Source organism: Mesorhizobium sp. M0659 (assembly GCF_040320605.1).
In the GTDB taxonomy this organism is placed as follows: domain Bacteria; phylum Pseudomonadota; class Alphaproteobacteria; order Rhizobiales; family Rhizobiaceae; genus Mesorhizobium.
The window spans coordinates 1-14,551 of the sequence record NZ_JAMYPY010000022.1; the positions used below are offsets into that span (position 1 = coordinate 1).

Sequence of the window (14,551 nt, forward strand, 5' to 3'; positions counted from 1 at the left end):
TCGACGCCCTTGAGGCCGCGCGCCTTGAGGCCGACGAGGAAGTCCCTCCAGGCCGAGCGGCTCTCGCGATTGGCCATCTCCACGGCCAGGATCTGCCGGCGCCCGTCCCAGTCGATGCCGACCGCGATCAGCACCGCCTGGCTCATGACAACACCGGCTTCACGCACCTTCTCGTAGCGGGCATCGAGAATGAGGTAGGGGAATGGCTCCTGAAGCGGTCGTTCGGCAAACGCCTTCAGGCTCTCGTCCAAGCGCTTGTTGATGGCCGAGATCGACGAGGCCGAGAAGGCATGGCCGCACAGCTCTTCCGTGATCGCCTTGACCTTGCGGGTCGACACGCCCTGCACATACATCTCCGCAAGCGTCGCCACCAAGGCCCGCTCCGAACGCTGGTAGCGCTCGAACAGCTCGGTGGAGAAGTGCCCGGCCCGGTCCTGCGGAACCCGCAGCTCGAGCTTGCCGACCCGCGTCACAAGGGTGCGGCCGTAATAGCCCGAGCGATAGCCAAGCCGTTCGGGCGTGCGCTCGCTCTTCGAGGCACCCAGCGCCTCGTCCATCTCGGCCTCAAGCACCTCCTGCATCACCGCACGGAGCACCTCGTGCAATCCATCCGGGTTCGAAAGCAAAATGTCTTTGACGGCAGCGCTGGCGGTCTTAACTTCAGTCTTGGTCATGGCGGCGTTCCTTCGCGGGAATCAGGTGACGTGAACAATCACCAGCCTGCCATGACCGCCCCCTCTCAGCGAATTTGCAGAACTCTCAGCACACTACCCAATGCGTGGGCGCCCGATTGCGCCTCGGCAGAACTCGGCCCAGTTGTTAGGATCGCGCTGATATGGACTCCAATGAATTGGCGACAGAGGTTCCTATGTATCAATCCTTCAACGGCTCCGCCCATCCCCTGGCACCGAAAGAGATCGCGATCGCTGCCGTCCCCGAAGACGAGCGTGTCTGGGTCCCACAGGCGGAGGGCGTGTGGTTCCGACCACTTATGCTCAACACAATGCAAGGGCAGTGGTGCAATCTGCTCCGCGTACGCCGGGCCGGGATATTAAGCCGTCATCTGCATCCGGCCCCCGTGCATGGCTATGTGATCAAGGGGCGTTGGCATTATCTTGAACACGACTGGGTGGCAGAGACGGGATCTTACGTTTTCGAGCCGCCCGGTGAAATCCACACGCTCACGGTTCCAAGCGACGTGCCCGAGATGATCACCTTCTTCAACATTTCCGGCTGCATGGTTTACCTGGACAAGGATAACAAGCAGATTGGTTTCGAGGACGTTTTCACCAAGATCGACATGTGCAGAAATCACTATGCGAGCGTGGGTCTCGGTGACGATTTCGTCGATCAATTCGTACGGTAGACATCCGCCCGTTTGCCTTCCGCTGCGGTGAGTTCGCGGTCCGCCACAGAGGCGAAACGAGGAGATATTGGTGACCGACTCCATATGGGCCATGCCCTTCTTCGCGGGCAAGACCGTCGTCATTACCGGAGGCACGACAGGTATCGGAAACGGCATCGCCATGGCGTTCGCCGAGGCCGGGGCAATTGTCCACGCGACGGGGGCCACGGCCGCCGAGGTAGCGGCCGCTCGTGCATACGGCACCGCCGTCTCGTATTCAGTACTCGACGTCCGGGACATGACTGCGGTCGAAGGATATTCCAGTCAGTTCACATCCGTTGCAGCGCTCGTAAATTGCGCAGGGGTAAACCTGCGCGCCGCCGAATTCACTGTCCAGGGTTTCGAAACGGTGGTCGATATCAATCTCACCGGCTCCATGCGGAGTGCGAGCGCGTTCCGAGGGGCACTCTCGAACGGGGGCGCCATCGTCAACATCGCCTCGATGTTCGCGTTTTTCGGCGCGGCTCATGCCCCGGCTTACGCCGCATCCAAGGGCGCCATCGTGCAACTTACCAAGTCGCTCGCCATCGCCTATGCCGGGGATGGCATCCGCGTAAACGCATTGGCGCCTGGCTGGATCGAGACCGCCATGACCGCCGCGCCACGGGCCGATCCAGTTCGCAACGCGGAATTGATGAAACGCACTCCGATGGGTCGCTGGGGTACGCCGGGCGACCTGACCGGCCCCGCCTTGTTCTTGTGTTCTCCGCTCGCGGGGTTCATCACTGGGGCAATTCTGCCGGTTGACGGTGGCTATCTCATTGCGTGAGGCGTTGGCTATGCTGCGCGACCGATCTCCAAGCCTGTGTCGTCGAGATCAAGATCGAACGCGACCAATCGACCATGCCTGACCGCAATTGCCGCCACCAACTCCGCAAGCTCGCCATCCGTATGCTCGCAAAAAGCTGCCTGTTTCCTGACAATCGTGACCGCATCCCGAGTCGATACGACAGAGAACGGCCTCCGGGATCTCACGAAGGATTCCGCAACCTCCGCGACGGATGAAGCTCGGTCAAAATTATCTTGCATACTTGCACCTCTGTACGACGCTAGCCCAAGCTCGGCCCGCGCAAATTGTTCCCACTGGCCTAATGCAGCCTGGTTGGCATCCGGCCTGGGCTCCTTGTGTGCGAAGGCCGGGAGCAACGCGACATGGCCGTCGCCGTGCCTTGGACAGTAGGCTGGACGCATTCGTCTCCACTCAACCAAAGGTCACGCCATCGGCCAGTCCTCGCTACATGCTTCAAATGCGAACACGAGCGCGACGCTACAGACGAGGAGGATCAGATGTGTCCAAGCCGCTCGCCAAAATTTCCGATCCTCGGATCACCGCAGTTCCCGCGCAACAAGTCGCCGGGAGACCTGTTTGCTCGCGTTAATTGCAGTCGACTGACTCCTGGCTCATTCGCCGCCCCGCCAGTTGGCTCCGGTCAGCCGGCCTCGTCCGTCTCCGTCATCGCTGGCCGGCGGACGATCCAATCCACCAAACCGGCTTCGGTCTGCTCGCAGGCCACGAATTCGCGCACCAGACTTCGCGCCAGCTCGCGCCATTGACACTCGGGCACGTTCATCTCCGCGATCAGATCTCGGCATGCAGCGCGTATGATGTCGGCATCGAAGGCTGACACGGCGACAGGACCACGGTCTGTATTCTTTGCTCGAGGAGTGTCGTCGCCCTGACGTTCGCGAAAGCGCCTCAGCACCTCGCGCGATGTGGCGATCGCTTGTCGGGTTTGACTCATAGCCTCGTAAAATCCAACTTCGCGGACCGGTGAGCGGTGCCGTGATAGAATGAAGTCCTCCATAACCGGATGTGCAGTGTCCGTACGCGTTGCAACCATCGCCGCCTCCCTGCAGGCGCACCCAATGCTTGCAGCTTCTGCCCGTTTTCGGGCGGCCGCCTGCATTTGTCGTGTCGCTGCTATGATCGCGTGAGTTAAAGCCGGTGAAGCGTCGCTGCAATTACAAATGTAAGTGTGGCATCCGATAAGGGGTATGCCCGCTGGCTGCGGCGGCGGCGAGTTCGTTCTTCAGACGGTCGAAGTCTTCCTCGGCGAAGCGCTCTCCGCGTTGCCGGAACGAGGAAGGAGGATCTGGACAAAATGCATGCGGCCGTGCCGCCGTTCAGGGGGCTATTGGCGAAAATCCGCCAATTTCCGCCAGTCGAAGACAACGCCCACTCCAGGCTCGTCGGGTGCTATCGCCAAACCATCCTGAAGCCTCAGCGGCTCAGTGGTATAATGGTCAATATCAAAACTATGCGCCTCCACCCAGCCGGCATTTGTCTGACCTGCAACGAGGCTGACATGAAGTTCCTGCATCCCGTGACTGCAGACCGGAATGCCAGCCTTGCGTGAGAGCGCTGCCACGCGCAGCCAGCCGGTGACCCCGCCGCAGTTGGAGGCGTCGGGTTGGATGTAGGCGAGATTCGACCAAGCGAAGGCATGCTCGAACTCCTCGATGACATGCAGGTTTTCTCCCATTGCCAGGGGCATTCCGGTCGCCTTGGCAATGCTGGCGTAACCCTCATAGTCGTCGGGTATGATGGGCTCCTCGAACCACAGCAGATCGTAGGCGGCGAATGCTCTCGCTGCCTCGATCGCTCGCGGGACGTCCAGCGCGTAGTTGGCGTCAACCATAAAGGTGACATGAGGGCCGATGCGCTCGCGAACTGCCTTCACCCGGGCCACATCCTCGGCAAGGTCGTCCTTGCCGACCTTGATCTTCACCCCGGTGAAGCCGGCATTGAGATAGGAATCGATGCTGGCCAAAAGCTGATCGAGGGTGAAGTTTAGGTCGATGCCGCCGCGATAGGCCTTGGCGCTCTTCCCGGCCCCGCCCGCCATCTGCCAAAGCGGCAGGCCGCTACGCCGGCCCTTGAGGTCCCATAATGCGATGTCGATCGCCGAGATCGCGAAAGAAGCTATGCCGCCGCGCCCGACATAGTGGATGTGCCAGAGCATGCCGTCGTAGATCGTGTCGATTTGCGTTGCGTCGCGTGCCTTGAGGAACGGCGCGAGGTCGTGATCGATCATTGCCTTGATCGCATAGCCGCCCCTGCCGCCGGTGTAGGTGTAGCCTGTGCCCTCGGTGCCGTCGGCAAGCCTCAGCGTGACGGTGACCAGCTCGAAATGCGTGTGCGCGCCGTGCTTGGCATCGGTCATCACCTCACGCAGTGGGACCCGAAACAGCCGGGTCTCGACTTCCTTGATTTCGGTGCGGCTCATGCTGCGCTCCATTCACGTTTTTTCATCGGACCATAATTGCACCGGCAGCGCTGACTGGCAACAATGTGGCTGATCTTTCAGCGGTTCTGAAGCCAATCCGTCATTTTTGGTCCTACAAAAGCATCAATCCGCTTGTGCTTTGGTCCGATTTACCTTCTAATAACAGGACCATCTGGGAGGAAAAGGCTTGCTGGATACGGAAGAGCGTCCTGAGATGCCCGCGGCTATTCTCGCCGCCCGCGCGGCCGACGCGATGGTGGCCGGCATAGAGGCCGACATCACGTCCGGAAGGCTTGGCGACGGCAGCTACCTGCCGGCCGAGCGCGAACTGATGATCGAGTATGGTGTCGGCCGGGGCGTTGTGCGTGAGGCGATTGCGCGCCTGGCCAGCCGCGGCCTGGTGGAAGCGCGTCCGCGGTTCCGGCCCGTGGCGCGTCGGCCTGGCCTGGATGCCGCGCTCGGCGCCCTCGACGGCATTGTAGGACATCTGCTGAGCGACCAGGCGGGCGTGAAGAACCTCTACGACATGCGCGTCTTCCTCGAGGCGTCGCTGGCGCGCAACGCCGCCATCCATGCCCGCAAGGATGACGTCACAGCCCTGAGGGCGGCGCTGGCGATGAACGAGGCGGCCATCCCGGATTCCGAGAAATTCTATGCGACGGACGTGGCGTTCCACGCAGCGCTCTATGACATCGCGCGCAACCCGGTGCTGCCTGTCGTGCACAAGGCATTTACCGCATGGCTGTCGCCGCATTGGATGCGCATGCCACGGTCGCCCGAGCGCAACCGCGTGAATTTCCTCAGCCATCGTGAAATCTGCACGGCCATCCTTGAGCGAGATCCTGACGGCGCCGAGCGGGCGCTGCTCAACCACCTCTCGGCGGCCTGGGAGTATGTCCGCGGAACATTCGAAAGCCGTGAGGCGCCGGAAGCATGACGCAGTCCTACGACCATATCGTGGTGGGCGGCGGAGCAGCCGGCTGCGTCGCGACGGCAAGGCTTGTCAAAGCGGGACGGCGAACCCTGCTGCTGGAGGCCGGCCATTCCCATCATCATCCCTTGCTCGACATGCCGCCCGGCATCTTCAAGATGATCAACGGCTCGAAATTCATGCGCTATCACCGCACCGAGCCGCAGGCCCATCTCGACGGCCGCGTCCATGAAATCTCGCAAGGCAACGTGCTGGGCGGCGGCACCTCGGTCAACGCCCAGGTCTACATGCGAGGCCGCTCGGCCGACTATGAGGAGTGGGACGAACTGCTGCGCGGCAACAATGCCGGCGTGCGCTGGAACTGGCAGGCGGTGCTGCCGCATTTCACCGGCATGGAGGGAAACAACCGCCTCGGCGGCGAACTGCATGGCAGCGAAGGTCCGCTGCTGGTCTCGGATCCAGGCCACATCGATGATGTTTCCCGTTGGTTCGTCCAGGCCGTCCAAGGCCTTGGATTGCCGTACAACCATGACTTCAACGGACCGTCGCAGCGCGGGGTCGGCTTCTACCAGTTCATGAACCGGCGGGGAAAGCGAAGCAGCGCCGCCTATGCCTTCATCGAGCCGCTGACGAATGATCCCAAGCTGACGCTGAAACTCAATTGCACAGTCAGCCGGCTGCTGATCGAGAACGGTCGGGTCACCGGCGTCGTCTATTCGGATGCGTCGGGCGCCGAGCATACCGTCCATGCGGATGCCGACGTGATCGTCTCGTCCGGTGCCCTCGTCTCGCCGAAACTGCTCATGCTGTCCGGCATCGGCCCCGCCGAGGCGCTTGCCGGGCACGGCATTTCCTGCGTCGCCGACCTGCCCGGGGTCGGCGAAAACCTGATCGACCATCCAGAGGTGCCGATCATCGCCACCGCAAACGGCCCATACGGCTATTTCAGGCAGGGCCAAGGCTGGCGGATGATCAAGAACGGCCTGCATTTCAAGCTCTTCGGCGCCGGCACGATCCTGTCAGCGGGGGTGGAGGCCGGAGCCTTCGTCAATCCGGCCGATCCGGAGGGCGAACCGACGATCCAGGCCTTCTGCGTACCGCACGTCTATCTGGACCGCGATATCCTGACCTTGGTCGAGAACACCTATGGGCTTACCGTGACGACAGTGGTGGTGAAGCCAAAGTCGCGCGGTTTCGTGAGGCTGCGTTCGGCGGATCCGAAGGACATGCCGATCGTTTCGCCGAACCTCCTTAAACATCCCGACGACATGCGGGAAATGATCTCCGGCCAGCGTTATTTCCTGCAGGTTTTTCAGACCAAGCCGCTCGCCGATCGGGTCAAGGCCATTGCCGTGCCAAGCCAGGATGATCTCAGCGACGAAGCCATGACAAAGCATTGCAAACGCTTTGTGAAGACCAACTACCATCCGGCCGGGACATGCCGGATGGGCTCGGACAGCGACCGGATGGCGGTGCTGGACGCGGCGCTGCGCGTGCGCGGAATAGACAATCTGCGGGTTGCCGACATGTCGGCCTGCCCCAACATCAATGCCGGCAATACGGCGGCGCCCGCCATGATGCTGGGCGACCGCTGCGCCGACTTTATTTTGGAGGCGGCATAGCGCCGGATCCAGCTTGCCGACGGCGTCATCGCCGAAGCCGTCTGGGCCGATATCGTGAGGAAATTACACAGTCGCTGAAAGCGACAATAAAGGAGGAAAGAGCATGATCATTACCCGTCGAAAACTACTGGTTGGCTCCGCCGCCGGCGCGGTCGCGCTGACACTCGGCTCACGCGCCTTCGCGGCGCTCCCGCCACTCGCCAAGAAGGACAAGTACAAGGTCGGTTTCGCCCAGACGGAAAGCAACAATCCGTGGCGCCTTGCCGAGACCAAGAGCATGCAGGACGAAGCCGCCAAGCTCGGCCATCAGCTGGTCTACACGGATGCCGCCGGTTCGTCGGCCAAGCAGGCCTCCGACGTGAACTCGATGATCGCGCAGGGCGTCGACGCAATCTTCCTGCCGCCCCGCGAAGACAAGCCCCTGGTGCCGGTCATTCTTGCCGCGCGCGATGCCGGCATACCGGTGTTTCTGGTCGACCGCGACGTTGATCACACCATGGCCAAGCCGGGCGAGGATTATGTCTGCTTCATCGGTTCGGATTTCATCGAGGAGGCGACCCGCGTCGGCGAATGGCTGGTCAAGAACGCCAATGGCAAGTCGAAAATCATCGAGCTGGAAGGCACGACCGGAGCCTCGGCCGCTACCGACCGCAAGAAAGGCTTCGACGATTTCATCGCCAAGCACTCGCAGTTCACCATCCTGGCATCGCAGTCCGGCGACTTCGCTCGTGACAAGGGCCGGCAGGTCGCCGAGACGCTGCTTCAGGCGCACCCTGATGCGGATATCATCTACGCGCATAATGATGAGATGGCGCTGGGCGCCATCGCCGCTTTGGAAGCAGCCGGCAAGACCCCGGGCAAGGATGTGCTGATCTTGTCGATCGACGGCGAGAAGGAAGGCGTCCAGGCAATCATTGACGGCAAGATCGGCGCTATCTGCGCTTGCAGCCCGCTGTTCGGGCCGAAGGCCTTCGCTACGATGGCCGACTATGCGGCCGGCAAGAAGATCCCGCCGTTCATCAAGAACGAGGATGCCTTCTTCGACGCCACGAACGCGAAGAAAGACTTCGATATTGCGTTCTGATATCCACTTTCTTTCCAGTTGCCCTACCCGCTCCGGCGGGTAGGGTTTGGGAGTTTGACGATGACCGCTCAGCCGGACCAAGCCGCGCTGCTCCTGGACATGCGTGACATCCAGAAGCGTTTTGCCGGCATCCCTGCCCTGGCCGATGCCTCGCTCCAGGTTCTTCCGGGCGAGATCCACGCACTCATCGGCCAGAACGGTGCGGGCAAATCGACACTTATCAAGGTGCTCACCGGCTATTACCGCCGGGATGCGGGGCAGGTGCTGTTCGAACGGAAGCCGTTCGAGGTTGGGTCTCCGCATCAGGCGCAGGTCAGCGGTATCAGCACCATCTACCAGGAGATCAATCTCGTACCGCTGCGCTCGGTCACCGAGAACATCTGCCTTGGACGCGAGAAGCGCCGCCGCGGCCTGCTCGACTGGAGCGCGATGCATGCGGAAGCCGAGCGCCTGCTCAGCCGCTTCTCGATCGGCATCGACGTGCGCCGCCCGCTCAGCGATTTCAACACCGCCACGCAGCAGATGGTGGCGATCGCCCGCGCCATCGGCTTTTCCGCCCGCCTGGTGATCATGGATGAGCCGACCTCCTCGCTGGACGAGCGTGAAGTCTCGGTCTTGTTCAGCGTTATCCGTCAGCTCAAGGCCGACGGCGTCTCCGTTCTGTTCGTCAGCCACAAGCTCGACGAGTTGTATGAGGTCTGCGACCGGGTCACGATCATGCGTGACGGCCGCACGGTGCGAAGCGCGGCGATGAGCGACATCGGCAAGCTGGAGCTGGTCGCGGCCATGCTCGGCCGCGACGTCGCAGCCGTCGAAGGCCACGCAACCGCGTTCGGCGAGCGCGATCGGTCGACGATCGGTGATGTGCTGTTTACCGCGCAAGGGCTGGCGGCCGGCCAGTTGGTGCGTGACGTGAGCTTCGACCTGCGCCGCGGCGAGATCGCCGGCTTTGCCGGCTTGCTCGGCGCCGGCCGCACCGAAACAGCCCGCCTCGTATTCGGCGCCGACCGCCGGAGCGCAGGCGAGATGACGATGGAGGGCGCGTCCTACCATCCCGCACGTGCCGCCGATGCCATCGCCGCAGGGATGGGCTTCTGCACTGAGGACCGCAAGGCCGAGGGCATCGTGCCGGAAATGACCGTCGCGGAGAACATAACACTGGCACTGCTGCCGAAAATCAGCCGCAATGGCATCCTGAACGAGGCCCGGCAGAAGGAGATCGTCGAGCGCTTCATTCGTGAACTCGACATCAAATGCTCGGGGCCTAACCAGAAGGTCCGCGAGTTGTCGGGCGGCAACCAGCAAAAGGTGCTGCTTGCCCGCTGGCTGGCAATGAACCCGAAGCTGCTCATTCTCGATGAGCCGACGCGCGGCATCGATGTCGGGGCCAAGGCCGAGATCCAGCGCCTCATCCGCAAGCTTGCCGATGACGGGCTCGGCGTGCTGATGATCTCCTCGGAACTCGAGGAAGTGATGGAAGGAGCCGACCGCATATTCGTGCTGCGCGAAGGAGTGAGGGTGGCCGAACTGGAAGGCCAGGCAGCCGACGAGGAGGACGTGCTCGCGGCGATGGCGCATGGCGGCGCGGCGAAGGAGGCAGCGTGAGCGATCTGGCCACACCATCCGCAGCCAACGACGCTGGAAACCGCCGCTTTGATGTGTTCGGTTTCCTGGCGCGCTACGGCACGGTGATCGCGCTTGTGCTGCTGGTGGTCTTCAACCTTGCCTATACGCGCAATTTCGCGACGCTGCAGACACTCAACGTCAACCTAACCCAGGTCTGCACGATTGTGATCGTCGCGGTGGGGATGACCCTGGTGATCGCCACCGGCGGCATCGACCTGTCGGTTGGTTCGCTGATGGCGATCTCCGGCGCATTGGCGCCGATGATCTTCATGGGCACGATCTTCCCGGTCGGAAACATCTATCTGGCGGTAGCCGTCGCGATGATTGCCTCGATCCTCGTCGCCGGCCTGTTCGGGCTGTTCAATGGCTGGTTGGTCTCGCGTTTCCGCATCCAACCTATTGTTGCAACGCTCGTGCTGTTCATCGCCGGGCGCGGGATCGCGCAGGTCATGACCAACGGCAATCTGCAGACCTTCCGCGTGCCGCAATTCCAGTGGATCGGACTTGCCCGCCCGCTCGGCATTCCCGCGCAGGTCATCATCATGGCCGTGCTGGTTGCGGTGGCCGCTTGGGCCCTTCACCGCACGGTGTTCGGGCGAAGCATCCTGGCGGTCGGCGGCAATGAAAAGGCCTCTGAACTCGCCGGCATCGCCGTATCGAGGATCAAGCTCGCTGTCTATGCGATCAGCGGCCTGTGCGCGGGGCTAGCCGGTCTCGTCGTCATTGCGATCAACTCCTCCAGCGACGCCAATCTCGTGGGGCTGGGCATGGAACTCGACGCCATCGCGGCGGTCGCGGTGGGCGGCACGCTGTTGAGTGGCGGAAAGGCCACAATCATCGGCACCCTGCTGGGCGCACTGACCATCCAGTTGGTGCGCTACACGCTGCTCGCCAATGGCGTACCCGACGCCGCTGCACTCGTCGTCAAGGCCGGCATCATCGCATTCGCCGTCTGGCTGCAGCAGCAACACCGGGTGTAATCCATGAACAGCGCCAGACTGGTTCGCATCATCGGCACTTACGGTGTCGTCATCGCGCTTGCAGCCCTCGTCCTGTTCGGATTCCTGCGCTACGACCGCTTCCTCGGCCTCTTCAACGTGATGAGCGTTCTGCGCTACAACTCGATGTTCGCGCTCGTCGCGCTCGGCATGTGCTTCGTGATCATGACCGGCGGCATAGACCTGTCCGTCGGCTCCGTCGCCGCCTTGGGCAGCGTCGCGTCAGCCCTGGCGAGCCCGCACGGCATCGTGGCAGGCCTTGCAGCGGGCGTTGGCGCCGGCCTGGCAGCCGGGCTGATCAACGCGCTCCTGGTTACGCGCGGCAACCTGATGCCTTTCATCGCCACGCTTGCCACCATGCTGGCCGCAAGCGGCTCGGCGCTGCTTCTGGCCGGCAACCAGACCGTTTCGGTGTCTTACGATTCGGGTTTCACCGCCATCGGCCAAGGGAATTTCTGGATTTTCCCGATTCCGGCAGTCATCGCCCTGGTTGCCTATGCCGTCGGCTCAGTGGTCCTGAACTACACCAGCACGGGACGGACGGTGCTGGCCATCGGCGGCGGCGAGGATGCCTCGCGGCTGATGGGGCTGCGCACGGACGGCGTCAAATTTCTCGTCTATGTCGCAAGCGGGTGCCTGGCCGGGCTCGCCGGCGTCGTCCTCGCTTCTCAGTTCGGCGCAGGCCAGCCGATCGAGGGCGTCGGCTGGGAACTGTTTGCCATCGCAGCGGTCGTCGTGGGCGGGACGCTGCTGACCGGCGGCTCTGGCTCGGTGTTGACCACGCTGGCCGGCGTGCTGTTGCTCGGCATCCTTTTCAACGTCCTGAACTTCGAAAACGGCATGGGCTGGATTTCGCTGTCAGCCTACTGGCAGTCGGTGATCCGCGGGCTGTTTTTGCTCGTCGTCGTCCTTCTCCAGGCACGGCTTACGGCAAGGCGCGAAACTGCCTGAGGATGGCGAGCGCCTTCGAGCACGATGGCGCTGCAGAATCAGTGCGCGTTGCGCACCCGGCCGATGAGCGCATCCCGCAGACTTTCTGCGGCGATGCTTCCCCGGTGCACCTGGGGTCCGACACCCTTGGAGCAGGATCCGCAAGCGGATCCTGGTGCAGTCACATGGCCGTCCTGGAGACGGTCATTTCCCGGCGACCGCCACGAACACGGACTGCCCCTGCCTTTCCAGCCGAAACAGGATGGGCTTGCTCTGCCGGCGAGAGTTCGCCCACTCCTCGACGATATCCGAAGGCTCCGTCACGCGGCGATTGTTGGCCGATATGATGACATCGCCGGGCTGCAATCCGCTCCGGGCGGCAAGGCCATCGGGAACCACTTCCACGACGAAGACGCCGGTTGTTCCTGATTTGATGCCTAGCTGCTGACGCGCCTGATCCGGAATCGGGCTGAGGGATAGGCCGAGGCCTTCGGCCGCCGACTTCTTGTCGGGAACAGCGCCGGTCTTCACCTCCGCATCCTTGCGCTCACCGATGACAAGCGCGATCTCCTGGTCCTTTCCGCCGTTACTCCGTGTCAGAGTGGCCTTGCTGCCAGGCTTCTGGCTAGCCGTCGCAAGCGTGAGGTCATGGACACCCTCAATGCCCTTGCCGTTGAACCGGGTGATCACGTCACCCGGCTTCAAGCCGGCTTTCTCCGCCGGGCTGCCGGGCTCGACCGAAGCAACCAGCGCGCCCTTGTCATCTTTCATCCCGAGGGCCTCAGCCAGCGACGGCGTGATGTCCTGCAGGCGGACCCCGATGAAGCCACGCTCGATCCGGCCGGTTCTGATCAACTGGTCGGCGATGCTTTGGGCGGTGCGCGATGGCACCGCAAACCCGATCCCGATGCTGCCGCCGGACGGCGAGACGATGGCGGTGTTGACGCCGATCACCTCGCCACGTGCGTTGAACAGCGGACCGCCCGAGTTGCCTCGATTGATCGACGCGTCCGTCTGGAGAAAATCGTCATACGGCCCGGCTTGAATGTCTCGCGAGCGGGCCGAAAGAACGCCGACAGTGACAGTCCCTCCGAGCCCGAAGGGACTGCCGATCGCGATTGTCCATGCGCCCGGCTGCATTGCATCCGAGTCACCCCATTTGGTCGTGGTCATGTTGGGCCGCGGGTCGACCTTCAGCACCGCTATATCGGTGGCGGGGTCACGGCCGACCAATTGCGCCGGCGCCGTTTCCTTGTCGGAAAATACGACATGGATCTCTGTCGCATCGGCAACGACATGGTTGTTGGTGACGATGTAGCCGTCGGCACTGATCACAAATCCGGAGCCAAGCGCCTCCCTCACCTGCGGCTGAACGGGTCCGAGGCCCTGGCCGTCGAACGGACTTGTAAAGTCGCCCGCCGTCGTCTGGTCCTGGACAACCTCCCGGGTCGTGATCGCGACCACGGCCGGCAATTTCTGCTGGATGATCGCTGTGAAGTCGGTCGGGGTATCCTGGGCCAGGACAGGCGCCACGCCACTGGCCGAGAGCATCAGCGCAACCGCGATCAAGCGCGTTGCAAATCGTCTTTGCATATCGTGAGACATTGCTGGACCTCCTGCCGGACAGCCCCGGCCGCTCGGCCGCGCCGCGCGGAGCCGGTGCTCCGGACGCTAGAACTGCCAACAAAGCTGTTTGTTTCAGCCCCCCGGAAAAATGGCACGGCCAGGAAAAATAGCCCGACCGCAGGGGTCCGGGAGGCAGCAGCCGGGAACCATTGAGGCCGTTGAGTTCAACCGTCCACAGGACTGGTCCCGGACGTGGCAGAAATCAGCAAAGCGACTGCGTCAGCTCCGGCAAATGCCCGAAATGCCCATGGAGCCAACCTAGCGGCTGAGGTGCCTCTACCGGGCCTGGTGCGAAAAGGATCTGCAATGAAAGAGGGAGCTCCACAGCCGCCGAGAGACGCGGCTGTGATCACCACCGCTCGAACTCCCTCAAGGGAACAAAAAGGTACCAACTAAGTTCGACCCCCATAATGAGGATGCCTATATGGACCTGTTGCCCCAGTCAGCCGAACACACCGTCTCCCCGCCGCCCGCTCCAGACCTTCACCGGCTTTTGTTCGATCCAAACTTGCGTATACACGGCTTGATTGATGACACTGTCGTCACCAAAGCCTTGGACGATTTGAAAGCCGTGCGTTCCGGCGAAGACGATCTCTACGTTGAAATCGACACGCCCGGAGGCGACGCCGACGGCGCGCGACGTCTAGCTCTAGAGTTCAAACTTTTTCTGAAACACTCAGGCCGCAACGGCTACATCATTGGCAAGAATACGGTTTACTCTGCCGGGGTAACGGTCCTTGCCGCTTTCCCGAAAGCCTGCAGGTTCCTTTGCCCGCAAGCAGTCCTGCTGATTCATGAAAGAAGGCTTGAGAAAGACTTGGTTCTGAATGGACCAATTCGAAGCTGTCTTCAGATCGTTCGCGAACAACTTGCGCTGTTGGAAACGGCAGAGCGACTCGAGAATGAAGGGTTCGCCGATCTCGTCCAAGGTTCTCGAACATCGCTGGAAGAGCTGCGCGACCATGCCCTGAACAGCTGCTACCTGATGGCAGCAAGAGCTTTGGAGCTAGGCCTTGTTGAAGACATTGCCCATTAACTTGATGCCTCGATGCAAACGGCAGAGCGGAGTCCAACACGTTTCCCCTCACTCATGTCGGCGGCG

General features: G+C 62.2%; 13 protein-coding genes. 9 read left to right on the top strand and 4 right to left on the bottom strand.

Annotated features, from left to right (window positions below; all coding sequences use genetic code 11):
- A partial coding sequence (locus NKI31_RS26245) for an IS256 family transposase (protein ID WP_352652917.1) occupies window positions 1–674 on the bottom strand: 674 nt, incomplete at its 3' end.
- A 194-nt stretch (window positions 675–868) separates the two neighbouring features.
- On the opposite strand from NKI31_RS26245, the gene NKI31_RS26250 reads away from it, so the two are divergent.
- Both NKI31_RS26250 and NKI31_RS26255 read left to right on the top strand, forming a co-directional pair.
- The gene (locus NKI31_RS26250; protein ID WP_023710477.1) at window positions 869–1,366 is read left to right on the top strand and encodes a 2,4'-dihydroxyacetophenone dioxygenase family protein; all 498 of its coding nucleotides are present in this window, start codon (window positions 869–871) and stop codon (window positions 1,364–1,366) included.
- A 70-nt stretch (window positions 1,367–1,436) separates the two neighbouring features.
- Window positions 1,437–2,174 (top strand): SDR family oxidoreductase, encoded by a 738-nt coding sequence (locus NKI31_RS26255; RefSeq protein WP_245263955.1) that lies wholly within the window; start codon window positions 1,437–1,439, stop codon window positions 2,172–2,174.
- Between the two features lie 661 nt (window positions 2,175–2,835).
- Here the strand turns inward: NKI31_RS26255 and NKI31_RS26260 are convergent.
- Window positions 2,836–3,246, bottom strand: coding sequence for a hypothetical protein (locus NKI31_RS26260; RefSeq protein ID WP_023738748.1), 411 nt, complete (start codon window positions 3,244–3,246; stop codon window positions 2,836–2,838).
- A 291-nt stretch (window positions 3,247–3,537) separates the two neighbouring features.
- Entirely contained in the window at window positions 3,538–4,632 is a 1,095-nt protein-coding gene (locus tag NKI31_RS26265) for a mandelate racemase/muconate lactonizing enzyme family protein (protein ID WP_352652918.1), read from the bottom strand.
- A 187-nt stretch (window positions 4,633–4,819) separates the two neighbouring features.
- On the opposite strand from NKI31_RS26265, the gene NKI31_RS26270 reads away from it, so the two are divergent.
- From NKI31_RS26270 to NKI31_RS26295, 6 genes are all read left to right on the top strand, one after another.
- On the top strand, window positions 4,820–5,569 hold the full coding sequence (locus NKI31_RS26270) for an FCD domain-containing protein (RefSeq protein WP_023707502.1): 750 nt from the start codon (window positions 4,820–4,822) through the stop codon (window positions 5,567–5,569).
- On the top strand, window positions 5,566–7,185 hold the full coding sequence (locus NKI31_RS26275; protein ID WP_352652919.1) for a GMC family oxidoreductase: 1,620 nt from the start codon (window positions 5,566–5,568) through the stop codon (window positions 7,183–7,185). The genes NKI31_RS26270 and NKI31_RS26275 overlap by 4 nt, the downstream gene beginning before the upstream one ends.
- 103 nt (window positions 7,186–7,288) lie before the next feature.
- Entirely contained in the window at window positions 7,289–8,269 is a 981-nt protein-coding gene (locus NKI31_RS26280; protein ID WP_023672664.1) for an ABC transporter substrate-binding protein, read from the top strand.
- A gap of 60 nt (window positions 8,270–8,329) precedes the next feature.
- Entirely contained in the window at window positions 8,330–9,874 is a 1,545-nt protein-coding gene (locus NKI31_RS26285) for a sugar ABC transporter ATP-binding protein (RefSeq protein WP_352652920.1), read from the top strand.
- Window positions 9,871–10,875, top strand: coding sequence for an ABC transporter permease (locus tag NKI31_RS26290; RefSeq protein ID WP_023693472.1), 1,005 nt, complete (start codon window positions 9,871–9,873; stop codon window positions 10,873–10,875). Before NKI31_RS26285 ends, NKI31_RS26290 begins: the two co-directional genes overlap by 4 nt.
- A gap of 3 nt (window positions 10,876–10,878) precedes the next feature.
- The gene (locus NKI31_RS26295; protein ID WP_023682464.1) at window positions 10,879–11,844 is read left to right on the top strand and encodes an ABC transporter permease; all 966 of its coding nucleotides are present in this window, start codon (window positions 10,879–10,881) and stop codon (window positions 11,842–11,844) included.
- 183 nt (window positions 11,845–12,027) lie between these two features.
- Here the strand turns inward: NKI31_RS26295 and NKI31_RS26300 are convergent, their stop codons facing one another.
- Window positions 12,028–13,428 carry a Do family serine endopeptidase gene (locus NKI31_RS26300; RefSeq protein ID WP_023707500.1) on the bottom strand — a complete coding sequence of 467 codons (1,401 nt, stop codon included), beginning with the start codon at window positions 13,426–13,428 and terminating at the stop codon, window positions 12,028–12,030.
- 445 nt (window positions 13,429–13,873) lie between these two features.
- Here NKI31_RS26300 and NKI31_RS26305 point away from each other — a divergent pair, with 445 nt between their 5' ends.
- On the top strand, window positions 13,874–14,485 hold the full coding sequence (locus NKI31_RS26305) for an ATP-dependent Clp protease proteolytic subunit (RefSeq protein ID WP_023672669.1): 612 nt from the start codon (window positions 13,874–13,876) through the stop codon (window positions 14,483–14,485).
- Window positions 14,486–14,551 lie beyond the last annotated feature (66 nt).